Raw genomic sequence first — 15,729 nt, forward strand, 5'->3', positions numbered from 1 at the left:
TTCGGCGCCCTTTGTCATTCCAGCTCGCTGCCCTCAACGGGGCATGTTGCGGGCATAGAAGATTTCCAGCATCTCGTGGCGCACGCGCTCTTCCACCTGCTGGCGCTGTTCAGCGGTCAGGTTGGAGGTGGCATCGCCGAACAGGTAGTTATCCAGTTCGAAGTCCTTGAGCAGCATCTTCGTGTGGAACAGGTTCTCCTGGTACACATTCACGTCGGTCATCTGGTACGCGTCGCGGGTGTCGTCGGACAGGTAGTTCTGGATCGAGTTGATCTCGTGGTCGATGAAGTGCTTGCGCCCTTCCACGTCACGGGTAAAGCCACGCACGCGATAGTCGACGGTGACGATGTCGGAGTCGAACTGGTGAATGAGGTAGTTCAGGGCCTTGAGCGGCGAAATCACGCCGCAGGTGGACACGTCGATGTCCACGCGGAAGGTCGCGATGCCTTCCACCGGATGGATCTCCGGGTAGGTGTGAACGGTGATGTGGCTCTTGTCCAGGTGGGCCAGGATCGTCTCGGGCAACGGGCCGGGGGATTCCTCGATCTGGCTGTCGGTGGGCGTCACCGGCTGCTCGGAAATGAGGATGGTGACGCTCGCACCCTGGGGATCGTAATCCTGCCGGGCGATGTTGAGGATGTTGGCACCGATGATATCGACCACGTCGGTGAGGATCTGGGTCAGGCGCTCGGCGTCGTACTCTTCGTCGATGTACTGGACGTAGGCCTGCTGGTCCTCGGGGGTTTCCGCGTAGCAGATGTCATAGATGTTGAAGCTCAAGGTCTTCGTCAGGTTGTTGAACCCGTGGAGCTTGAGTTTGCTTTTCACCGTTTGTGAACTCTCGTCGTGTGCGGCTCTGCCGCGTGGTTGAGCATGCCCGTCAGAAGCGCACGACACTTCTGCGTAGGACGGTTTACACCTCTTCGCGATGGCGATTGTGGTTATCGGTTCTGGGGCAGAAGGCCCCTGGAATTCGAGGGGGCGCATTATGCAGATGACGAAAGCCATCTACCAGAGTTTGCGCCCCCAATATGATGATCGGATGTCGATGGCTCAGCCGAGTTCGACGATCTCGTAGTCGTGGGTGATCTCGACGCCCGCCCGCCCCAGCATGATGGAGGCGGAGCAGTACTTCTCGGCGGACAGTTCGACGGCCCGCTTGACCTGGGCTTCCTTGAGGCCGCGCCCTTTCACCACGAAGTGCACGTGGATCTTGGTGAACACCTTCGGGTCCTCGTCGGCACGCTCGGCTTCGAGGAACGCCTCGCAACTTTCCACCGGCTGGCGCGACTTCTTGAGGATGCTCACCACGTCGAAGTTGGTGCAGCCGCCCAGCCCCAGCAGGAGCATCTCCATCGGCCGCACGCCGAGGTTGCGGCCACCGCTTTCCGGCGGGCCATCCATCACCACCGCATGGCCGCTGCCGGACTCGCCGAGGAACAGGGCCTCGCCCGCCCACTGGATACGCGCTTTCATCACCAGACTCCAGGCTCTGAGAAAAAGGGGCGCCAGCTTATCACAGCGCCTGGCGGCACCCCGGCGTCACATACGCTGGTCGAATAGTTCCCCGGCAGTTGTTATCTGCGTCTCAAAATCGGCTCACCGGTCACGGTGCGTCTGTTAAGCTGACGTCGGATAACTGGCACACTTAGCCAGATAACTAATAAGAAAGTGCCTGTTGGACAAGGGCTTATCTATTTATATTTCGGGACTCGGGCATGGTAGCTATTACCCTCACTCCAAAGATCAAGAACCTCGACAAGCTTCTCGCACATTGTCACCGCCGCCGTTACACCGCCAAGAGCACCATCATCTATGCGGGCGACCGCTGTGAAACGCTCTTCTTCATCATCAAGGGCTCCGTCACCATCCTCATCGAGGACGACGACGGCCGTGAAATGATCATCGCCTACCTCAATGCCGGGGACTTCTTCGGCGAGATGGGCCTGTTCGAAAAGGAAGGCGCCGAGAAAGAGCGCAGCGCCTGGGTCCGCGCCAAGACCGAGTGCGAAGTGGCCGAGCTCAGCTACGCCAAGTTCCGCGAACTGACGCAACAGGACCCGGAAATCCTCTACGCCCTGGGCAGCCAGATGGCCGACCGCCTGCGCAACACCACCCGCAAGGTGGGTGACCTGGCCTTCCTCGACGTGACCGGCCGTGTCGCTCGCACCCTGCTGGACCTGTGCAAGCAGCCCGATGCCATGACTCACCCGGACGGCATGCAGATCAAGATCACCCGTCAGGAAATCGGCCGCATCGTCGGCTGCTCCCGCGAGATGGTCGGCCGCGTGCTCAAGAGCCTGGAGGAACAGGGCCTGGTGCACGTCAAGGGCAAGACCATGGTGGTCTTCGGGACCCGCTGAGACGCGCATATGAAAAAGCCGGCAGGACGCCGGCTTTTCCATGTGCACATCGATCAGTTCGGGTCGGCGCTCAGCTTGACCCGCCCACGCTCCGGGAAGAACAGCCGACGCAATTCGGTCCCGGGCTCCTCGGCACGCATGAACGCCTCGCCCACGAGGAAGGCATAGACCTCGCTGACTTCCATCAGCTCGACATCCGCCCGGTTGAGAATCCCACTCTCGGTGACGACGATGCGGTCGCGCGGGATGCGCGGCAGCAGGTCCAGGGTAGTCTCCAGACTCACGTCAAAGGTGTGCAGGTTGCGGTTGTTGATGCCCACCAGCGGCGTATCCAGGGTCTTCAGTGCCCGCTCCAGCTCATCGCCGTCGTGCACTTCCACCAGCACATCCAGCCCCACGTCCGTCGCCGTGGCAGCCAGCTCCGCCATCTGCAGGTCGGACAACGCCGCAGCGATCAGCAGGACGCAATCGGCCCCCAACGCACGGGCCTCGACGACCTGATAGGAGTCGATGAGGAAGTCCTTGCGGATCACCGGCAGCGAGCAGGCCGCCCGGGCGTCCTTCAGGTACTCGTCGGCACCCAGGAAGAAATCCACATCGGTGAGCACCGACAGGCAGGTGGCGCCACCGTCCTGGTAGCTGCGGGCGATCTGCGCGGGCACGAAGTTCTCGCGGATGACGCCCTTGCTCGGGGACGCCTTCTTCACCTCGGCAATGACCGCCGGCTCGCGCCGCGCCACCTTGTCCTGCAAGGCCCGGGCGAACCCGCGCGGTGCGTCGGCCGAACGGGCCAGCGCTTCCAGTTGGCTCAGCGACGTGCGGGCACGCCGCTCGGCGACTTCCTCGGCCTTGCGGGCGAGGATCTTTTCTAGGACGGTCGGGACGCTCACGCTTCGTTCTCCACTCGGAACACCGCGGTGAAGGAGGCCAGCTCCTCCAGCTTCTCGCGGGCAAGGCCGGTGTGCAGGGCATCGTGGGCCAATTGCACACCCTCTTTGAAGGTACTCGCATGGTCCGCCGCATAAAGCGCGGCGCCAGCGTTGAGCACGATCATCTCTGCGGCCTTCTGGCCGTTCTCGGTCTTGCGACGCCCCAGGGCATCGCGGATCAGTTCAAGGGACTGCTGCGGGCTGTCCACGGTCAGACCGATCAGGCTCTGGCTCTTGATGCCGAAGTCCTCCGGCTGCACCTGGTATTCGGTGACCACACCGTCCTTCAGCTCGGCCACATGGGTCGGCGCCGCCAGGCTCAGTTCGTCCAGCCCGTCCTTGGAATGCACCACCAGAATGTGCTGGCTGCCCAGGCGCTTGAGGACCTCGGCCAGCGGCCGGCACAGCGCCTGGCTGAATACTCCCACCACTTGGTGCTTCACCCCGGCCGGATTCGTAAGCGGGCCGAGCATGTTGAACAGCGTGCGCAGCCCCAGCTCGCGGCGCGGGCCGGCGGCGTACTTCATCGCCTTGTGGTGGACCTGGGCGAACATGAAGCCGACGCCGACATGCTCGATGCAACGCGCCACCTGCTCGGGCTTCAGGTCCAGGTAGATACCGGCGGCCTCCAGCACGTCGGCGCTGCCGGTCTTGCCGGACACCGCGCGGTTGCCGTGCTTGGCCACCTTGCCCCCTGCCGCCGCGACCACGAAGGTCGCCGCCGAGGACACGTTGAAGATATTGGCGCCATCGCCGCCGGTGCCGACCACGTCCACCACGCGATCCAGGCTCGACAGTTCCACACGGCTGGCCAGCTCACGCATCACCGACACGGCCCCGACGATCTCGTCGATGGTCTCGCTCTTCATGCGCATGCCCATCAGGAAGGCACCGATCTGCGCGTCGGTGCACTGCCCGGTCATGATCTGGCGCATCACCGCCTGCATTTCCTCGGTGGTCAGGTCCAGTTGGTTGACCACGCGGCCGAGGGCTTCCTTGATGTCCATATCAGCGTACCCCGCCCTGTTGCTTGAGGAAGTTGGCGAACAGCTCGTGCCCCTGCTCGGTGAGTATGGACTCCGGATGGAACTGCACACCCTCGATGTTCAGGGTCTTGTGGCGCAGCCCCATGATCTCGTCCACCGAACCGTCTTCGTGCTGGGTCCAGGCGGTCATCTCCAGGCACTCCGGCAGGGTTTCGCGCTTGACCACCAGCGAGTGGTAGCGGGTCACCGTGAGCGGATTGTTCAGGCCCTGGAACACACCCTGGTCATGGTGGAAGACCGGGCTGGTCTTGCCGTGCATCGCCTGGCGCGCCCGCACCACATCGCCGCCGAAGGCCTGGCCGATGCTCTGGTGGCCCAGGCACACGCCCAGGATCGGCAGCTTGCCGGCGAAATGCAGGATGGCCTCCAGCGACACGCCCGCCTCGGTGGGGGTGCACGGGCCCGGGGAGACGACGATGCGCTCGGGCTTGAGCGCCTCGATCTGGGCGATGCTCAGTTCGTCATTGCGGATCACATGGACATCGGCACCCAGCTCGCCCAGGTACTGCACCACGTTGTAGGTAAAGGAGTCGTAGTTATCGATCATCAGCAACATGGCAGGGTCCTCAGGCGTCGGTCTTGGTGGTCTGCTCGGCGAGCGCCACGGCACGGAACATGGCGCGGCGCTTGTTCAGCGTCTCCTCCCATTCCAGTGCGGGGACCGAGTCGGCAACGATGCCGGCGCCAGCCTGCACGTGCAGTTGCCCATCCTTGATGACCGCCGTGCGGATCGCGATGGCGGTGTCCATGTTGCCGTTCCACGCCAGATAGCCCACGGCACCGCCGTAGACGCCACGCTTGACCGGCTCGAGTTGGTCGATGATCTCCATCGCACGGATCTTCGGCGCACCCGACAGGGTGCCCGCCGGCAGGATCGCCCGCAGCGCATCCATCGCGGAGACGCCCTCCTTCAGCTGGCCGGTGACGTTGGAGACGATGTGCATCACGTTGGAGTAGCGCTCGATCACCATCTTCTCGGTGACCTTCACCGAACCGGTGGCGGACACGCGCCCCACGTCATTGCGGCCCAGGTCGATCAGCATCAGGTGCTCGGCCAGCTCCTTGGCGTCGGACAGCAGGTCCTCTTCCAAAGCCCGGTCGGCCTCCTCGGTGGCGCCACGGGGACGGGTGCCGGCAATGGGGCGCACGGTGACCAGGCCATCCTCGACCCGCACCAGCACCTCCGGCGAACTGCCCACCACATGGAAGTCGCCGAAGTTGAAGAAGTACATGTAGGGCGTCGGGTTGAAGCAGCGCAGCGCCCGGTAGAGGTCGATCGGCGCGGCCTCGAAGGGCACCGACATGCGCTGGGAGATCACCACCTGCATGCAGTCGCCCGCCAGGATGTATTCCTTGATCTCGCCCACTGCCCGCTCGTAGTCCTCACGGGTGAAGCTGGAGCGGAAGTCGCTCTGCAACTCCACCGGCAGGCTCGGGTCGACACCCAGGCGCGGCACCACCGGCTGGCGGAGTGTCTGCCGCAGCGCATCGAGGCGGGCCTGGCCCTGCTCGAAAGCGTCTGGCTGGCTCGGGTCTACCAGCACGATGGCGTGCAGCTTGCCCGCCAGGTTGTCGAACACGATCACCGCATCCGACACCATCAGCAGGATGTCCGGCGTGCCCAAGGGATCAGGGTTGGGGCAGTTGGCCAGGCGCTTCTCGACATAGCGCACGCAGTCGTAGCCGAAGTAGCCCACCAGGCCGCCGTTGAAACGCGGCAGGCCGTCGATGGGCGCAACCTGGTAACGCTCCTTGAACGCCTCGACGAAGGCCAGCGGGTCTTCGCTGTCCACGGCCTCCACCACCTGATCATCGACGCTGACGCTGACCTTCGCACCATGGGCGCGCAGCACGGTGCGACTGGCCAGGCCGATGATGGAGTAGCGCCCCCACTTCTCGCCGCCCTGGACCGACTCCAGCAGGTAGGAGTACGGCGCATCGGCCAGCTTCAGGTAGAGGGAAAGCGGAGTGTCGAAGTCCGCCAGGGTTTCGAAGGCAAGCGGGATGCGGTTGTAGCCTTGGGCGGCCAAACGCAGGAATTCATCGCGGGTCATGATCTGCCTCGTGGGGCGAGGAGCCCGGGTGGGCTCCTGGATAAAAGACGTCGGTGTGCAAGCGCGCCGGACCGGTCCGGCCAGAATGGAATCAGGCGCGCCAGCGCCAACGGGCCACGGCCTTGATGATTCGCATGGAGGCTCGTTCGAGCCAGAGCTTGCAGGGAACCAGCACGTTTCTATCTCTTCTATGAGGCAGATGATCTGGGGAGTCGGGCGACATTAGCGCAGCGCCGTGTGCGGCGCAACCGCCAGGCAGCAGCTCGCGCAGGTCGTCCACCACCAGTGCCGGCTCCTCCTCGTCGATGGGCCGACCGTGGTTGTAGCCGTAGCTCAGCGCCACGCACTTGACCCCCGCCGCCTTGGCGGCCAGCACGTCGTTGCGCGAGTCACCGATGAACAGCGCCTCGTTGCGACTGACCCCGGTCATGTGCATCACATGCAGTAGCGCAGCCGGGTCCGGCTTCTGCTGGGGCAGGGTGTCGCCGGCGATGATCAGCGGGAAGTAGCGCCCCAGCTTCATCTGGTCCAGCAACGGCGCCACGAAACGCTCGGGCTTGTTGGTGATCAACGCCAACTCGATCTTGCGCTTGCGCAACCACTTCAGGGTTTCCGCCACGCCCGGGTAGACCTCGGTCAGCGCATGGCTGTCGGCATAGGCCTCCAGGAAGATCTCCAGGGCCTTCTCCGCGTCCTCGTCATGCACGGCGCTGTGATCGATGCCACCGGCCAGGGCCCGGCGCACCAGCACCCGCGCACCGTTGCCGACCCAGTCGCGCACGCGCTCGACCCCGGCGGGTGGACGCCCGAGGCTGACCAGCATGCGGTCCACTGCGGCGGCCAGGTCCGGCACCGAGTCGATCAGGGTGCCGTCCAGGTCGAACATCACCAGACGCGGCAGGCGGCCGTCGAACAGCCGTTGCAGCGCGTTCATCAGGCCTGGGCCAGCTCGGCGCGCATGGCGGCGATGACTTCGGCGTAGTCCGGCGCATTGAAGATGGCCGAGCCGGCGACGAAAGTGTCGGCACCTGCGGCGGCGATCTCGCGGATGTTCTTCACGTTCACCCCACCGTCGATCTCCAGGCGGATGTCGCGGCCCGAGGCCTCGATCAACGCGCGGGCTTCGCGCAGCTTGTCCAGGGTGCCGGGGATGAACTTCTGCCCGCCGAAACCGGGGTTCACGCTCATCAGGAGAATCATGTCCACCTTGTCCATCACGTACTTCAGGCTGTCCAGCGGAGTGGCCGGGTTGAATACCAGGCCGGACTTGCAGCCGCCGTCACGGATCAGTTGCAGGGAGCGGTCGATGTGCTGGGTCGCTTCCGGGTGGAAGGTGATGTAGGTGGCGCCGGCTTCGATGAAGTCGCCGATGATGCGGTCCACCGGGGAGACCATCAGGTGCACGTCGATGGGCGCGGTGACGCCGTACTTGCGCAGCGCCGAACACACCATCGGGCCGATGGTCAGGTTGGGCACGTAGTGGTTGTCCATTACGTCGAAGTGGACGATGTCGGCGCCGGCAGCGAGCACCTTGTCCACATCCTCGCCCAGGCGTGCGAAATCGGCGGACAGGATCGACGGGGCGATGGCGAAGGGTTGCATGGCAGACCTCAGGGCTGAATCAGGTGGCGCGGATTGTAGCCTGAGTCAGCCTGCGGGGGCGTTGTCATATGTCAGCGGGCGCCCCGGAGGCGCGAGGAATGCGCCGCCGGGGGCCGAGCCGGATCACTCCGGCATGGAGGTACGCATCTTCTCGCTGCGACCGCGCAGCCACTCCAGGGTCAGCAGCAGCACCACCGAGAAGCCGATCAGCAGGGTTGCCGCCGCGGCGATGGTGGGGCTGAGGTTCTCGCGGATGCCGCTGAACATCTGCCGGGGCAGGGTCGCCTGCTCGGGGCCGGCGAGGAACAGCGTCACCACCACCTCGTCGAAGGACGTGGCGAAGGCGAACAGCGCCCCGGAGATCACACCCGGTGCGATCAGCGGCAGGGTGACGCGGAAGAACGTGGTCAACGGCGGCGCACCCAGGCTGGCGGCGGCACGCACCAGGTTGTGGTTGAAGCCCTGCAAGGTGGCCGACACGGTGATGATCACGAAGGGCACGCCCAGCACGGCGTGGACCATGATCAGCGACAGGTAGCTGTTGCCCAGGCCCATCGGCGCGAAGAACAGGTAGCTGGCGACACCGACGATCACCACCGGCACCACCATCGGCGAGATCAGCAGGCTCATCACCAGCGCCTTGCCGCGGAACTCGCCCCGGGTCAGGCCGATGGACGCCAGGGTGCCGAAGACCATCGCCAGCAAGGTCGCGGCGGGCGCCACGATCATGCTGTTGGTCAGCGAGCGCATCCACTCGGCCGAGCTGAAGAAGTCGGCGTACCAGCGCAGGGAGAACCCCTGCAGCGGGTACACCAGGAAGGTGCCGGAGTTGAACGACAACGGCACGATCACCAGCACCGGCAGGATCAGGAACAGCAGCACCAGGCCGCAGAGGATGCGCAGGGTGTAGAACCACAGGCGCTCGACCGGGGACATGTAGGGACTCAGCATTTCTTATCTCCTCAACCCAGGCGCAGGCGGCCGGCGCCCACCAGCCAGCTGTAGACGACGTAGAGCACCATGGTGGCCAGCAGCAGCATCCCGCCCAGGGCGGTGGCCATGCCCCAGTTGATGGTGGTGTTGGTGAAGAAGGCCACGAAGTAGCTCACCATCTGGTCGTTCGGGCTGCCCAGCAGCGCAGGGGTGATGTAATAGCCGATGGACAGGATGAACACCAGCAGGCAGCCCGCGCCCACGCCGGCCACGGTCTGCGGGAAGTACACCCGCCAGAAGCTGGCGAACGGGTGGCAGCCCAGGGAGATCGCCGCCCGCATGTAGCTGGGGGAGATGCCCTTCATCACGCTGTAGATCGGCAGGATCATGAACGGCAGCATGATGTGCACCATCGCCACGTACACGCCGGTGCGGTTGAACACCAGCTGCAGCGGCTGGTCGATCAGGCCCAGCTTGAGCAGCGCGCCGTTGATCAGGCCGCCGGATTGCAGCAGCACGATCCACGCCGCCACGCGCACCAGAATCGAGGTCCAGAACGGCAGCAGCACCAGGATCATCAGCAGGTTGCTCTTGCGCGTCGGCAGCGTCGCCAGCAGGTAGGCCAGCGGGTAGGCCAGCGCCAGGCAGATCAGGGTGATCACCGCGCCCATCCAGAAGGTGCGGGCGAAGATATCCAGGTAGATGGCCTGGTCCGGCGTGGCCGGGGCCACCTCGCCGAGGTCGTCGATGCGATGGTCGACGGCCGCCAGCAAGTAATAGGGGGTCAAGTTCGAGGCGTTACGGCGAATGGCCTGCCAGTAGGCCGGGTCGCCCCAGCGCTCGTCGAGCCCTTCCATGGCGTCCTTGTAGGAGCCCGGTTCGCTCTTGAACGGCAGCGCACGCGCGGTCTTGGCCATCAGGCTGCGGTAGCCGGCCAGCTCCATGTTCAGGCGCTTGGACAGGTCACCGATGGTCTGGTTCTTGCGCGCATCGGCCAGGTCCAGGGCCAGGGCCTTGTAGACCGGCTCGGCGGGCAGGGCCTTGCCGTCCCAGGTGCCGATGGCTTCCACGGTACGCGGCAGGGCAGACACCACCTCGGGGTTGCTCACGCTCTTGTAGAGCAGCGCGCCGATGGGCACCAGGAAGGTCAGCAGAAGGAACAGCAGCAAGGGCAGGATCAGCGCCTGGGACTTCAGGCGGTTGACCCGTTCGGCACGCGCGAGGCGCTGCTTCAGGGTCGGGCCGGTGACGACAGTGGCCATGGCGAACTCCGGTGGATCTCTGGGTACTCCCCTCCCCCGCGAGGAGGAGGGGATGTGCTGGGTGGCCGGTTACTTGGCGGCCCAGGAGTTGAAGCGCTGCTCCAGCTGCTCGCCGTAGTCAGCCCAGAAGGTGACGCTCATGGCGACCTGGTCCTTGATGTTCTCCGGAGTGGTCGGCATGTCCTTGAGCAGCGCCTTGTCCAGCAGCGGCACCGCCTGGGTGTTGGCCGGGCCGTAGGCGATGTTCTCGGAGTAGATCTTCTGCTGCTCGGGCTTGACCGAGAAGGCGATGAATTTCAGCGCAGCGTCCTTGTCCTTGGCCCCCTTCGGGATGGCCCAGGCGTCGAAGTCGTAGATGCCACCGGCCCAGACGATCTTCAGGTTGCTTTCCTTCTGCACCGCAGCGATGCGGCCGTTGTAGGCGGAGCTCATGACCACGTCACCGGAGGCGAGGAACTGCGGCGGCTGGGCGCCGGCTTCCCACCACTGGATGCTGGGCTTGATCTGGTCCAGCTTCTTGAAGGCGCGGTCCTGGCCTTCCTTGGTGGCCAGCACGGTGTAGACGTCCTTGGGCGCGACGCCGTCGGCCATCAGGGCGAATTCCAGGGTGTACTTGGCACCCTTGCGCAGGCCGCGCTTGCCCGGGAACTTGCTGGTGTCCCAGAAATCGGCCCAGCCGGTGGGGGCGGTCTTCAGCTTGTCGGCGTTGTAGGCCAGCACGGTGGACCAGACGAAGAAGCCGACGCCGCAGGGCTGGATGGCCCCCGGGACGAAGTCTTCCGCCTTGCCGAACTGAGCCGGGTCCAGCTCCTCGAACAGCCCCTCGTCGCAGCCACGGGCCAGCTCGGGGGACTCCACTTCCACCAGGTTCCAGGACACGCTGCCGGTGTCGACCATGGCCTTCACCTTGGCCATCTCGCCGTTGTACTCGCCGGCGATGATCTTGTTGCTGGTGGATGCCTGGAAGGGTTCGTAGAACGCCTTCACCTGGGCATTCTTGTTAGCGCCGCCGAAGGACACGACGGTCAGGTCGGCTGCCATGGCCTGTGCGGCGCATGCCAGCCCCAACGCAAGGGCAGTGAGCTTCAAGGATTTGGACATTGTTGTTCTCTCCATAGTGCAAGTGCAGGGTTGGGGTTAAGCCTCGGGCGGGCGTCAGTCGTCCACCGCCACCGGGTCCAGCGCGCGGACATGCTCCACATGCCAGCCAAGCGGCACCACGTCGCCGACGGACAGGGACGGGTCCAGCTCGGCAATGGGCTGCTTGACGAAGAAATCGGAATGACCGCAGACCTCCAGGCGAATGCGCACGTGGTCGCCCAGGTAGATGAACTCTTCCACACGGCCGGAGAAGCGGTTGGCGCAGGATTCGCTGGCACTGTTCAGGCGCACGCGCTCGGGGCGCACCGACAGGGTCACCGGCTCGCCGGGCTGGCCGACCTTGACCGCCAGGGCCTGGACCTTCTCGCCGCGCGGCAGCACCACCACGCACTGGTCGCCGTCACGGCTGAGCAGCTGGCCGTTGATGCGGTTGTTCTCGCCGATGAAGTTGGCCACGAAGGTGTTGCAGGGGAACTCGTACAGCTCGCGCGGCGGGGCGATCTGCTGGATCTCGCCCTGGTGGAACACGGCCACGCGGTCGGACATGGTCAGCGCTTCGCCCTGGTCGTGGGTCACGTACACCACGGTCACACCCAGGCGCTGGTGGATGTGCTTGATCTCCATCTGCATGTGCTCGCGCAGCTGCTTGTCGAGCGCACCCAGCGGCTCGTCCATCAGCACCAGCTGAGGTTCGAACACCAGCGCACGGGCCAGGGCCACGCGCTGCTGCTGGCCGCCGGAAAGCTGGGCCGGGTAGCGGTTGCGGAAGCTGTCGAGCTGGACCATGGACAGCGCACGCTTCACGCGCTCGCTGATGTCGGTCTTGTTCATGCCGCGCACGGTGAGCGGGAAGGCCAGGTTCTCGGCCACCGTCATGTGCGGGAACAGGGCGTAGTTCTGGAACACCATGCCGATGTCGCGCTTGTGCGGCGGCACGTTGTTGATGGAGCGCCCGGCCAGGAGGATCTCGCCATTGGTCGGGGTCTCGAACCCGGCGAGCATCATCAGGCTGGTGGTCTTGCCGGAGCCGGAGGGGCCCAGCAGGGTCAGGAATTCGCCTTTGCGAATGTCCAGGTTGAGGTCTTTGACGATGAGGGATTCGCCGTCGTAGCTCTTCTGCACGCCACGGAAGCTGACCAGTACATCGTTCGCCGGAATCGAGGCCATCACCGCACCTTTTTGATTTTTGTTTATGCCGTGCCGAGAGACTAGAGAAGCCGGCAGGCCACGCAAATCGGGCGCTATGAGACTTTGCTATAAGGGGCGCGGAGGATCGCTTGTAGGGATCGCCCTACAATCCCGAGCGATAAGATCGGGCATTCACCGGTCGGAACCGGCCCCCTCCATCCCCGGCAAAAGCCGCTTCAGAGCAGCTTGTGCTCCACCGCGTACTTCACCAGGTCCGCCACCGAATGCACCGCCATCTTCTGCATCAGGCGGGCCTTGTGGGTGCTCACCGTCTTGCTGCTGACGGCCAGGTGCTGGGCGATCTCGTTCACCCCTTCGCCCCGCACCAGGCGCTCGAATACCGAGAACTCCCGCTCCGAGAGCAGCGCGTGGGGCGGCCGCGAATCGGTCAGGCCGACTTCGAACACCATGCGGTCGGCCAGGTCCGGGTCGATGTAGCGCCCGCCGGACGCCACCTTGCGGATCGCCGTGAGCAACAGCGCCGGGTCGCTGTCCTTGGTGGCATAGCCGGCGGCGCCGATCTTCAGCGCTCGCGCGGCCATCTGCGCCTCGTCGTGCATGGACAGCACCAGCACCGCCGGCGGGTTGCTCAGTGCGCGGATGCGCGGGATCGCCTCGAGGCCGTTGACCCCGGGCATGGAGATGTCCAGCAGCACCACCTCGCAGGGCGTGTGCCGCAGGGTTTCGAGCAGTTGCTCGCCATTGCTCGCCTCGCCGGCCACGCAGAGGTCCTTGGCCAGGCCGATGAGCTGCTTGATGCCCTCGCGGACGATGGTGTGGTCTTCGGCCACCAGTACTCGGATCACGCGGTCGTCTCCTTCTCCAGGGGAATACGCACCTCCAGGGTGCTGCCTTCGCCCGGCTGGCTGTGGATGGACAGGCTGCCGCCCAGCATCAGCACGCGCTCACGCATGCCCACCAGGCCAAACGATGCCCCCGGACGGCAGGCATCGGGGTCGAAGCCGATGCCGTCGTCGCTGATGGAAAGCCGCAGCCAGCCGCCTTCCGGGGCCAGCTCCAGCTCGACACTCTGCGCGCGGGCGTGGCGCAGCACGTTGGTCAGTGCTTCCTGCAGGATGCGGAACAGCCCGATGGCCTTGGCATCGGACAGCGCCGGCGGCGCCTCGGGCACCGTCACCAGGCAGGGGATGCCGCTGCGCGCCTCGAAGCGCCGGGCCTGCCACTCGATGGCCGAGCCGATGCCAGCGTCGAGGATCGGCGGGCGCAGCGCCGTGGCCACGTCGCGCACCAGCTGGAAGAGCTGGGCGATCAGGCGCTTCATGCTGTTCAGGCGCTCGCCCAGGCCGGCATCGCTGCCCCCGTAGGCCAGCTCGCACATGGAGGTTTCCAGCTTGAGCACGGTGAGCACCTGGCCGAGTTCGTCATGCACCTCGCGGGCGATACGGGCCTTCTCTTCCTCCCGCACGCTCTCCAGATGCGCCGACAGGTCGCGCAATTGCGCCCGCGAAGCGGCCAGCTCCAGTTCGATGCGCTTGTTGGCGGTGATGTCCCAGACCACGCCGTCCCACACCGCGCGGCCATCCTCGAAGATCCGCGCGCTGGCCTTGATGTCGGCCCAGCGCTGCTCACCATCGCGGGTGAGGATGCGGCCCTGCCAGTGCCAGTCGCGGTCCTCCGCCAGGGCGGCCATCTGGCTGGCCCAGTAGCCGGACTCGTCATCCGGGTGGACCAGCCCGCGAATGCCGCGCCCGGTGTTCAGCAACTCCTCGGCGCTGTAGCCCACCAGCGCCTCGCTGCCGGCGCCGATGAAGGCGAACGCCGCATGGGCGCTGCCACTGGGCCGCTCCAGGCGGAACACCAGCCCGGGCACGTTGGAGGCGATGCCCTTGAGCCGCGCCTCGCTCTCCTCCAGCGCCTCGTGGGCACGGCGGCGTTCGGTGATGTCGGTGAGGAATACCACCAGGTATTCGGAGGTGCCGAAGCGCAGGAAGCTCAGCGATACGTCCATCGGCACCAGGCGCCCATCCTCGCGCTGGCACAGGGTCTCGATGTTCTGCGCGCTCTCATTGCTGTTGCGCGCACGGCGCCAGAGGTTGAGCCAGCGGTCCATCGTGAGATCCGGCTGCAGGGCCGACAGGGGACGATCCACCAGGGCGCCCGGCGCATAGCCGAGCATCTGCTCCACTGCCCGGTTGGCGTAGCGCACATGGCTGTCCCAGTTGACCCAGAGGATGCCCACGGTGCTGTGGTCGATGGAGAACTGCGTCAGCCGCAGCGCTTCCTCCGCCGCCTCCCGCAGCTGGATCGCATGGCGAGCCTCCAGCAGGCGCTTCTCCAGCGCACGCTGCTGCCGCCGCAACCAATAGATGATGGCGCCCGCACTGGCCAGCAACAGGCCGAACAGCAGGCAGAGGTTCTGCCAGAAACCCGGGGACTCGCTGGCGCGGGGGTAGCGCGCCTGCAGCCAGCGCTCGTGCAGCTGGTCCAGGTCCTTCGGCGGGATCGCCCGCAGGGCGACATCCACCAGGGTCGACAGCTCCGGCCAGTCGCGCCGGGTGGCGACCCGCAGCAACTGCGGGAAGCCGATGTCCGCCACCACGGCCAGGCCGGTGAACTCCTGCTCGCGGGACAGGCGGCTGAGCTGCGCCTCGTCGATCACGGCGTAGCGCACCTGCTGTTCCAGCACCGCGCGCAACGCCTGGCGTTCGCTGGTCACCGCCTGCAACGCCAGGCCGGAATAGGTGGCCCGCAGGTAGTCGGCCACCGGGCTCGGTGAGCGCAGCGCCACCGGTTCGTTCGCGCCGAGCTGTTCGATGTCTACCGCGCCGGTGGTGGTGGCGCGCTCGCCCACCATCAGCTGCGGCACCCGCATGTAGGGGTCGGAGAACAGCCACAGGCGCAGGCCGGCGGGGGTCTGGATCAGGCCGGGGGCGATGTCCACCTGCCCGTTGCGCAGGGCGTGCTCCAGTTCGCCCATTTCATTGAAGCTGCGCCAGACTAGGTGCACGCCGAGTTCGGCGGCCAGGCGCTCCATCAACTCGACATTGAGGCCGGACAGCTGCTGAAGGCGGCGGTCCAACTGCGCATAGGGGGCTTGCAGCACGATGCCGGCGCGCAGCTCATTGTGGTTTTCGAGCCAGGCGCGCTGGCCGTCATCGAGGGACAAGCTCGGCGACGGCTGCGCCAGGGACAGCCCCGGCAGCAGGCAGGCGAACAGGATGGACAGGCACAACGAGCGAATCATGCGACGGGACACCACGACGACCCGGGATCGGGGCGGACATACCTTA

Annotated in this window: 15 protein-coding genes; 1 reads left to right on the top strand and 14 read right to left on the bottom strand. The window is 65.6% G+C overall.

All coding sequences use genetic code 11. From position 1 onward, the window contains the following. Positions 1 to 33: 33 nt before the first annotated feature. Together speD and RTK35_RS25445 are read right to left on the bottom strand one after the other, a co-directional pair. The gene (speD, locus tag RTK35_RS25440; protein ID WP_044405718.1) at positions 34 to 828 is read right to left on the bottom strand and encodes an adenosylmethionine decarboxylase; all 795 of its coding nucleotides are present in this window, start codon (positions 826 to 828) and stop codon (positions 34 to 36) included. A 225-nt stretch (positions 829 to 1,053) separates the two neighbouring features. Further along, positions 1,054 to 1,476 (bottom strand): OsmC family protein, encoded by a 423-nt coding sequence (locus RTK35_RS25445; RefSeq protein WP_074967502.1) that lies wholly within the window; start codon positions 1,474 to 1,476, stop codon positions 1,054 to 1,056. A gap of 242 nt (positions 1,477 to 1,718) precedes the next feature. Here RTK35_RS25445 and crp point away from each other — a divergent pair, with 242 nt between their 5' ends. After that, positions 1,719 to 2,363, top strand: coding sequence for a cAMP-activated global transcriptional regulator CRP (gene crp, locus RTK35_RS25450; protein WP_044405715.1), 645 nt, complete (start codon positions 1,719 to 1,721; stop codon positions 2,361 to 2,363). A 53-nt stretch (positions 2,364 to 2,416) separates the two neighbouring features. Here crp and trpC read toward each other — a convergent pair whose 3' ends face one another. From trpC to RTK35_RS25510, 12 genes are all read right to left on the bottom strand, one after another. After that, positions 2,417 to 3,253 carry an indole-3-glycerol phosphate synthase TrpC gene (trpC, locus tag RTK35_RS25455; RefSeq protein WP_074967500.1) on the bottom strand — a complete coding sequence of 279 codons (837 nt, stop codon included), beginning with the start codon at positions 3,251 to 3,253 and terminating at the stop codon, positions 2,417 to 2,419. Continuing rightward, complete coding sequence (trpD, locus tag RTK35_RS25460; RefSeq protein WP_044405711.1) at positions 3,250 to 4,299, bottom strand: anthranilate phosphoribosyltransferase; 1,050 nt, start codon at positions 4,297 to 4,299, stop codon at positions 3,250 to 3,252. Before trpD ends, trpC begins: the two co-directional genes overlap by 4 nt. A gap of 1 nt (position 4,300) precedes the next feature. Beyond that, positions 4,301 to 4,894, bottom strand: a complete 594-nt coding sequence (locus RTK35_RS25465; RefSeq protein ID WP_074967498.1) for an aminodeoxychorismate/anthranilate synthase component II — start codon at positions 4,892 to 4,894, stop codon at positions 4,301 to 4,303. Between the two features lie 10 nt (positions 4,895 to 4,904). Continuing rightward, positions 4,905 to 6,392, bottom strand: coding sequence for an anthranilate synthase component I (gene trpE, locus RTK35_RS25470; protein ID WP_222900870.1), 1,488 nt, complete (start codon positions 6,390 to 6,392; stop codon positions 4,905 to 4,907). A 91-nt stretch (positions 6,393 to 6,483) separates the two neighbouring features. Then, complete coding sequence (locus RTK35_RS25475; protein WP_044405707.1) at positions 6,484 to 7,326, bottom strand: phosphoglycolate phosphatase; 843 nt, start codon at positions 7,324 to 7,326, stop codon at positions 6,484 to 6,486. Then, on the bottom strand, positions 7,326 to 7,994 hold the full coding sequence (gene rpe / locus RTK35_RS25480) for a ribulose-phosphate 3-epimerase (protein WP_044405705.1): 669 nt from the start codon (positions 7,992 to 7,994) through the stop codon (positions 7,326 to 7,328). The genes RTK35_RS25475 and rpe overlap by 1 nt, the downstream gene beginning before the upstream one ends. 123 nt (positions 7,995 to 8,117) lie before the next feature. After that, the gene (locus RTK35_RS25485; protein WP_044405701.1) at positions 8,118 to 8,945 is read right to left on the bottom strand and encodes an ABC transporter permease; all 828 of its coding nucleotides are present in this window, start codon (positions 8,943 to 8,945) and stop codon (positions 8,118 to 8,120) included. 11 nt (positions 8,946 to 8,956) lie between these two features. After that, positions 8,957 to 10,189 (bottom strand): ABC transporter permease, encoded by a 1,233-nt coding sequence (locus tag RTK35_RS25490; RefSeq protein ID WP_074967494.1) that lies wholly within the window; start codon positions 10,187 to 10,189, stop codon positions 8,957 to 8,959. A gap of 69 nt (positions 10,190 to 10,258) precedes the next feature. Continuing rightward, positions 10,259 to 11,290 (bottom strand): ABC transporter substrate-binding protein, encoded by a 1,032-nt coding sequence (locus RTK35_RS25495; protein WP_044405698.1) that lies wholly within the window; start codon positions 11,288 to 11,290, stop codon positions 10,259 to 10,261. Between the two features lie 54 nt (positions 11,291 to 11,344). Beyond that, on the bottom strand, positions 11,345 to 12,457 hold the full coding sequence (locus tag RTK35_RS25500) for an ABC transporter ATP-binding protein (protein WP_044405697.1): 1,113 nt from the start codon (positions 12,455 to 12,457) through the stop codon (positions 11,345 to 11,347). Positions 12,458 to 12,654: 197 nt separating this feature from the next. Next, positions 12,655 to 13,284 carry a response regulator transcription factor gene (locus tag RTK35_RS25505; RefSeq protein ID WP_044405695.1) on the bottom strand — a complete coding sequence of 210 codons (630 nt, stop codon included), beginning with the start codon at positions 13,282 to 13,284 and terminating at the stop codon, positions 12,655 to 12,657. Beyond that, complete coding sequence (locus tag RTK35_RS25510) at positions 13,281 to 15,683, bottom strand: PAS domain S-box protein (protein WP_222900867.1); 2,403 nt, start codon at positions 15,681 to 15,683, stop codon at positions 13,281 to 13,283. The genes RTK35_RS25505 and RTK35_RS25510 overlap by 4 nt, the downstream gene beginning before the upstream one ends. Positions 15,684 to 15,729 lie beyond the last annotated feature (46 nt).

This window comes from Pseudomonas sp. zfem003 (genome assembly GCF_032621675.1).
GTDB classification, from domain to species: Bacteria; Pseudomonadota; Gammaproteobacteria; order Pseudomonadales; family Pseudomonadaceae; genus Metapseudomonas; species Metapseudomonas otitidis.

Excerpts from the sequence above, each read along its gene's own strand:
- RTK35_RS25445 (WP_074967502.1), bottom strand. The coding sequence starts at position 1,476 with ATGAAAGCGCGTATCCAGTGGGCGGGCGAGGCCCTGTTCCTCGGCGAG.
- crp (WP_044405715.1), top strand. The coding sequence starts at position 1,719 with ATGGTAGCTATTACCCTCACTCCAAAGATCAAGAACCTCGACAAGCTT.
- trpD (WP_044405711.1), bottom strand. The coding sequence starts at position 4,299 with ATGGACATCAAGGAAGCCCTCGGCCGCGTGGTCAACCAACTGGACCTG.
- RTK35_RS25465 (WP_074967498.1), bottom strand. The coding sequence starts at position 4,894 with ATGTTGCTGATGATCGATAACTACGACTCCTTTACCTACAACGTGGTG.
- trpE (WP_222900870.1), bottom strand. The coding sequence starts at position 6,392 with ATGACCCGCGATGAATTCCTGCGTTTGGCCGCCCAAGGCTACAACCGC.
- RTK35_RS25475 (WP_044405707.1), bottom strand. The coding sequence starts at position 7,326 with ATGAACGCGCTGCAACGGCTGTTCGACGGCCGCCTGCCGCGTCTGGTG.
- rpe (WP_044405705.1), bottom strand. The coding sequence starts at position 7,994 with ATGCAACCCTTCGCCATCGCCCCGTCGATCCTGTCCGCCGATTTCGCA.
- RTK35_RS25485 (WP_044405701.1), bottom strand. The coding sequence starts at position 8,945 with ATGCTGAGTCCCTACATGTCCCCGGTCGAGCGCCTGTGGTTCTACACC.
- RTK35_RS25490 (WP_074967494.1), bottom strand. The coding sequence starts at position 10,189 with ATGGCCACTGTCGTCACCGGCCCGACCCTGAAGCAGCGCCTCGCGCGT.
- RTK35_RS25495 (WP_044405698.1), bottom strand. The coding sequence starts at position 11,290 with ATGTCCAAATCCTTGAAGCTCACTGCCCTTGCGTTGGGGCTGGCATGC.
- RTK35_RS25500 (WP_044405697.1), bottom strand. The coding sequence starts at position 12,457 with ATGGCCTCGATTCCGGCGAACGATGTACTGGTCAGCTTCCGTGGCGTG.
- RTK35_RS25510 (WP_222900867.1), bottom strand. The coding sequence starts at position 15,683 with ATGATTCGCTCGTTGTGCCTGTCCATCCTGTTCGCCTGCCTGCTGCCG.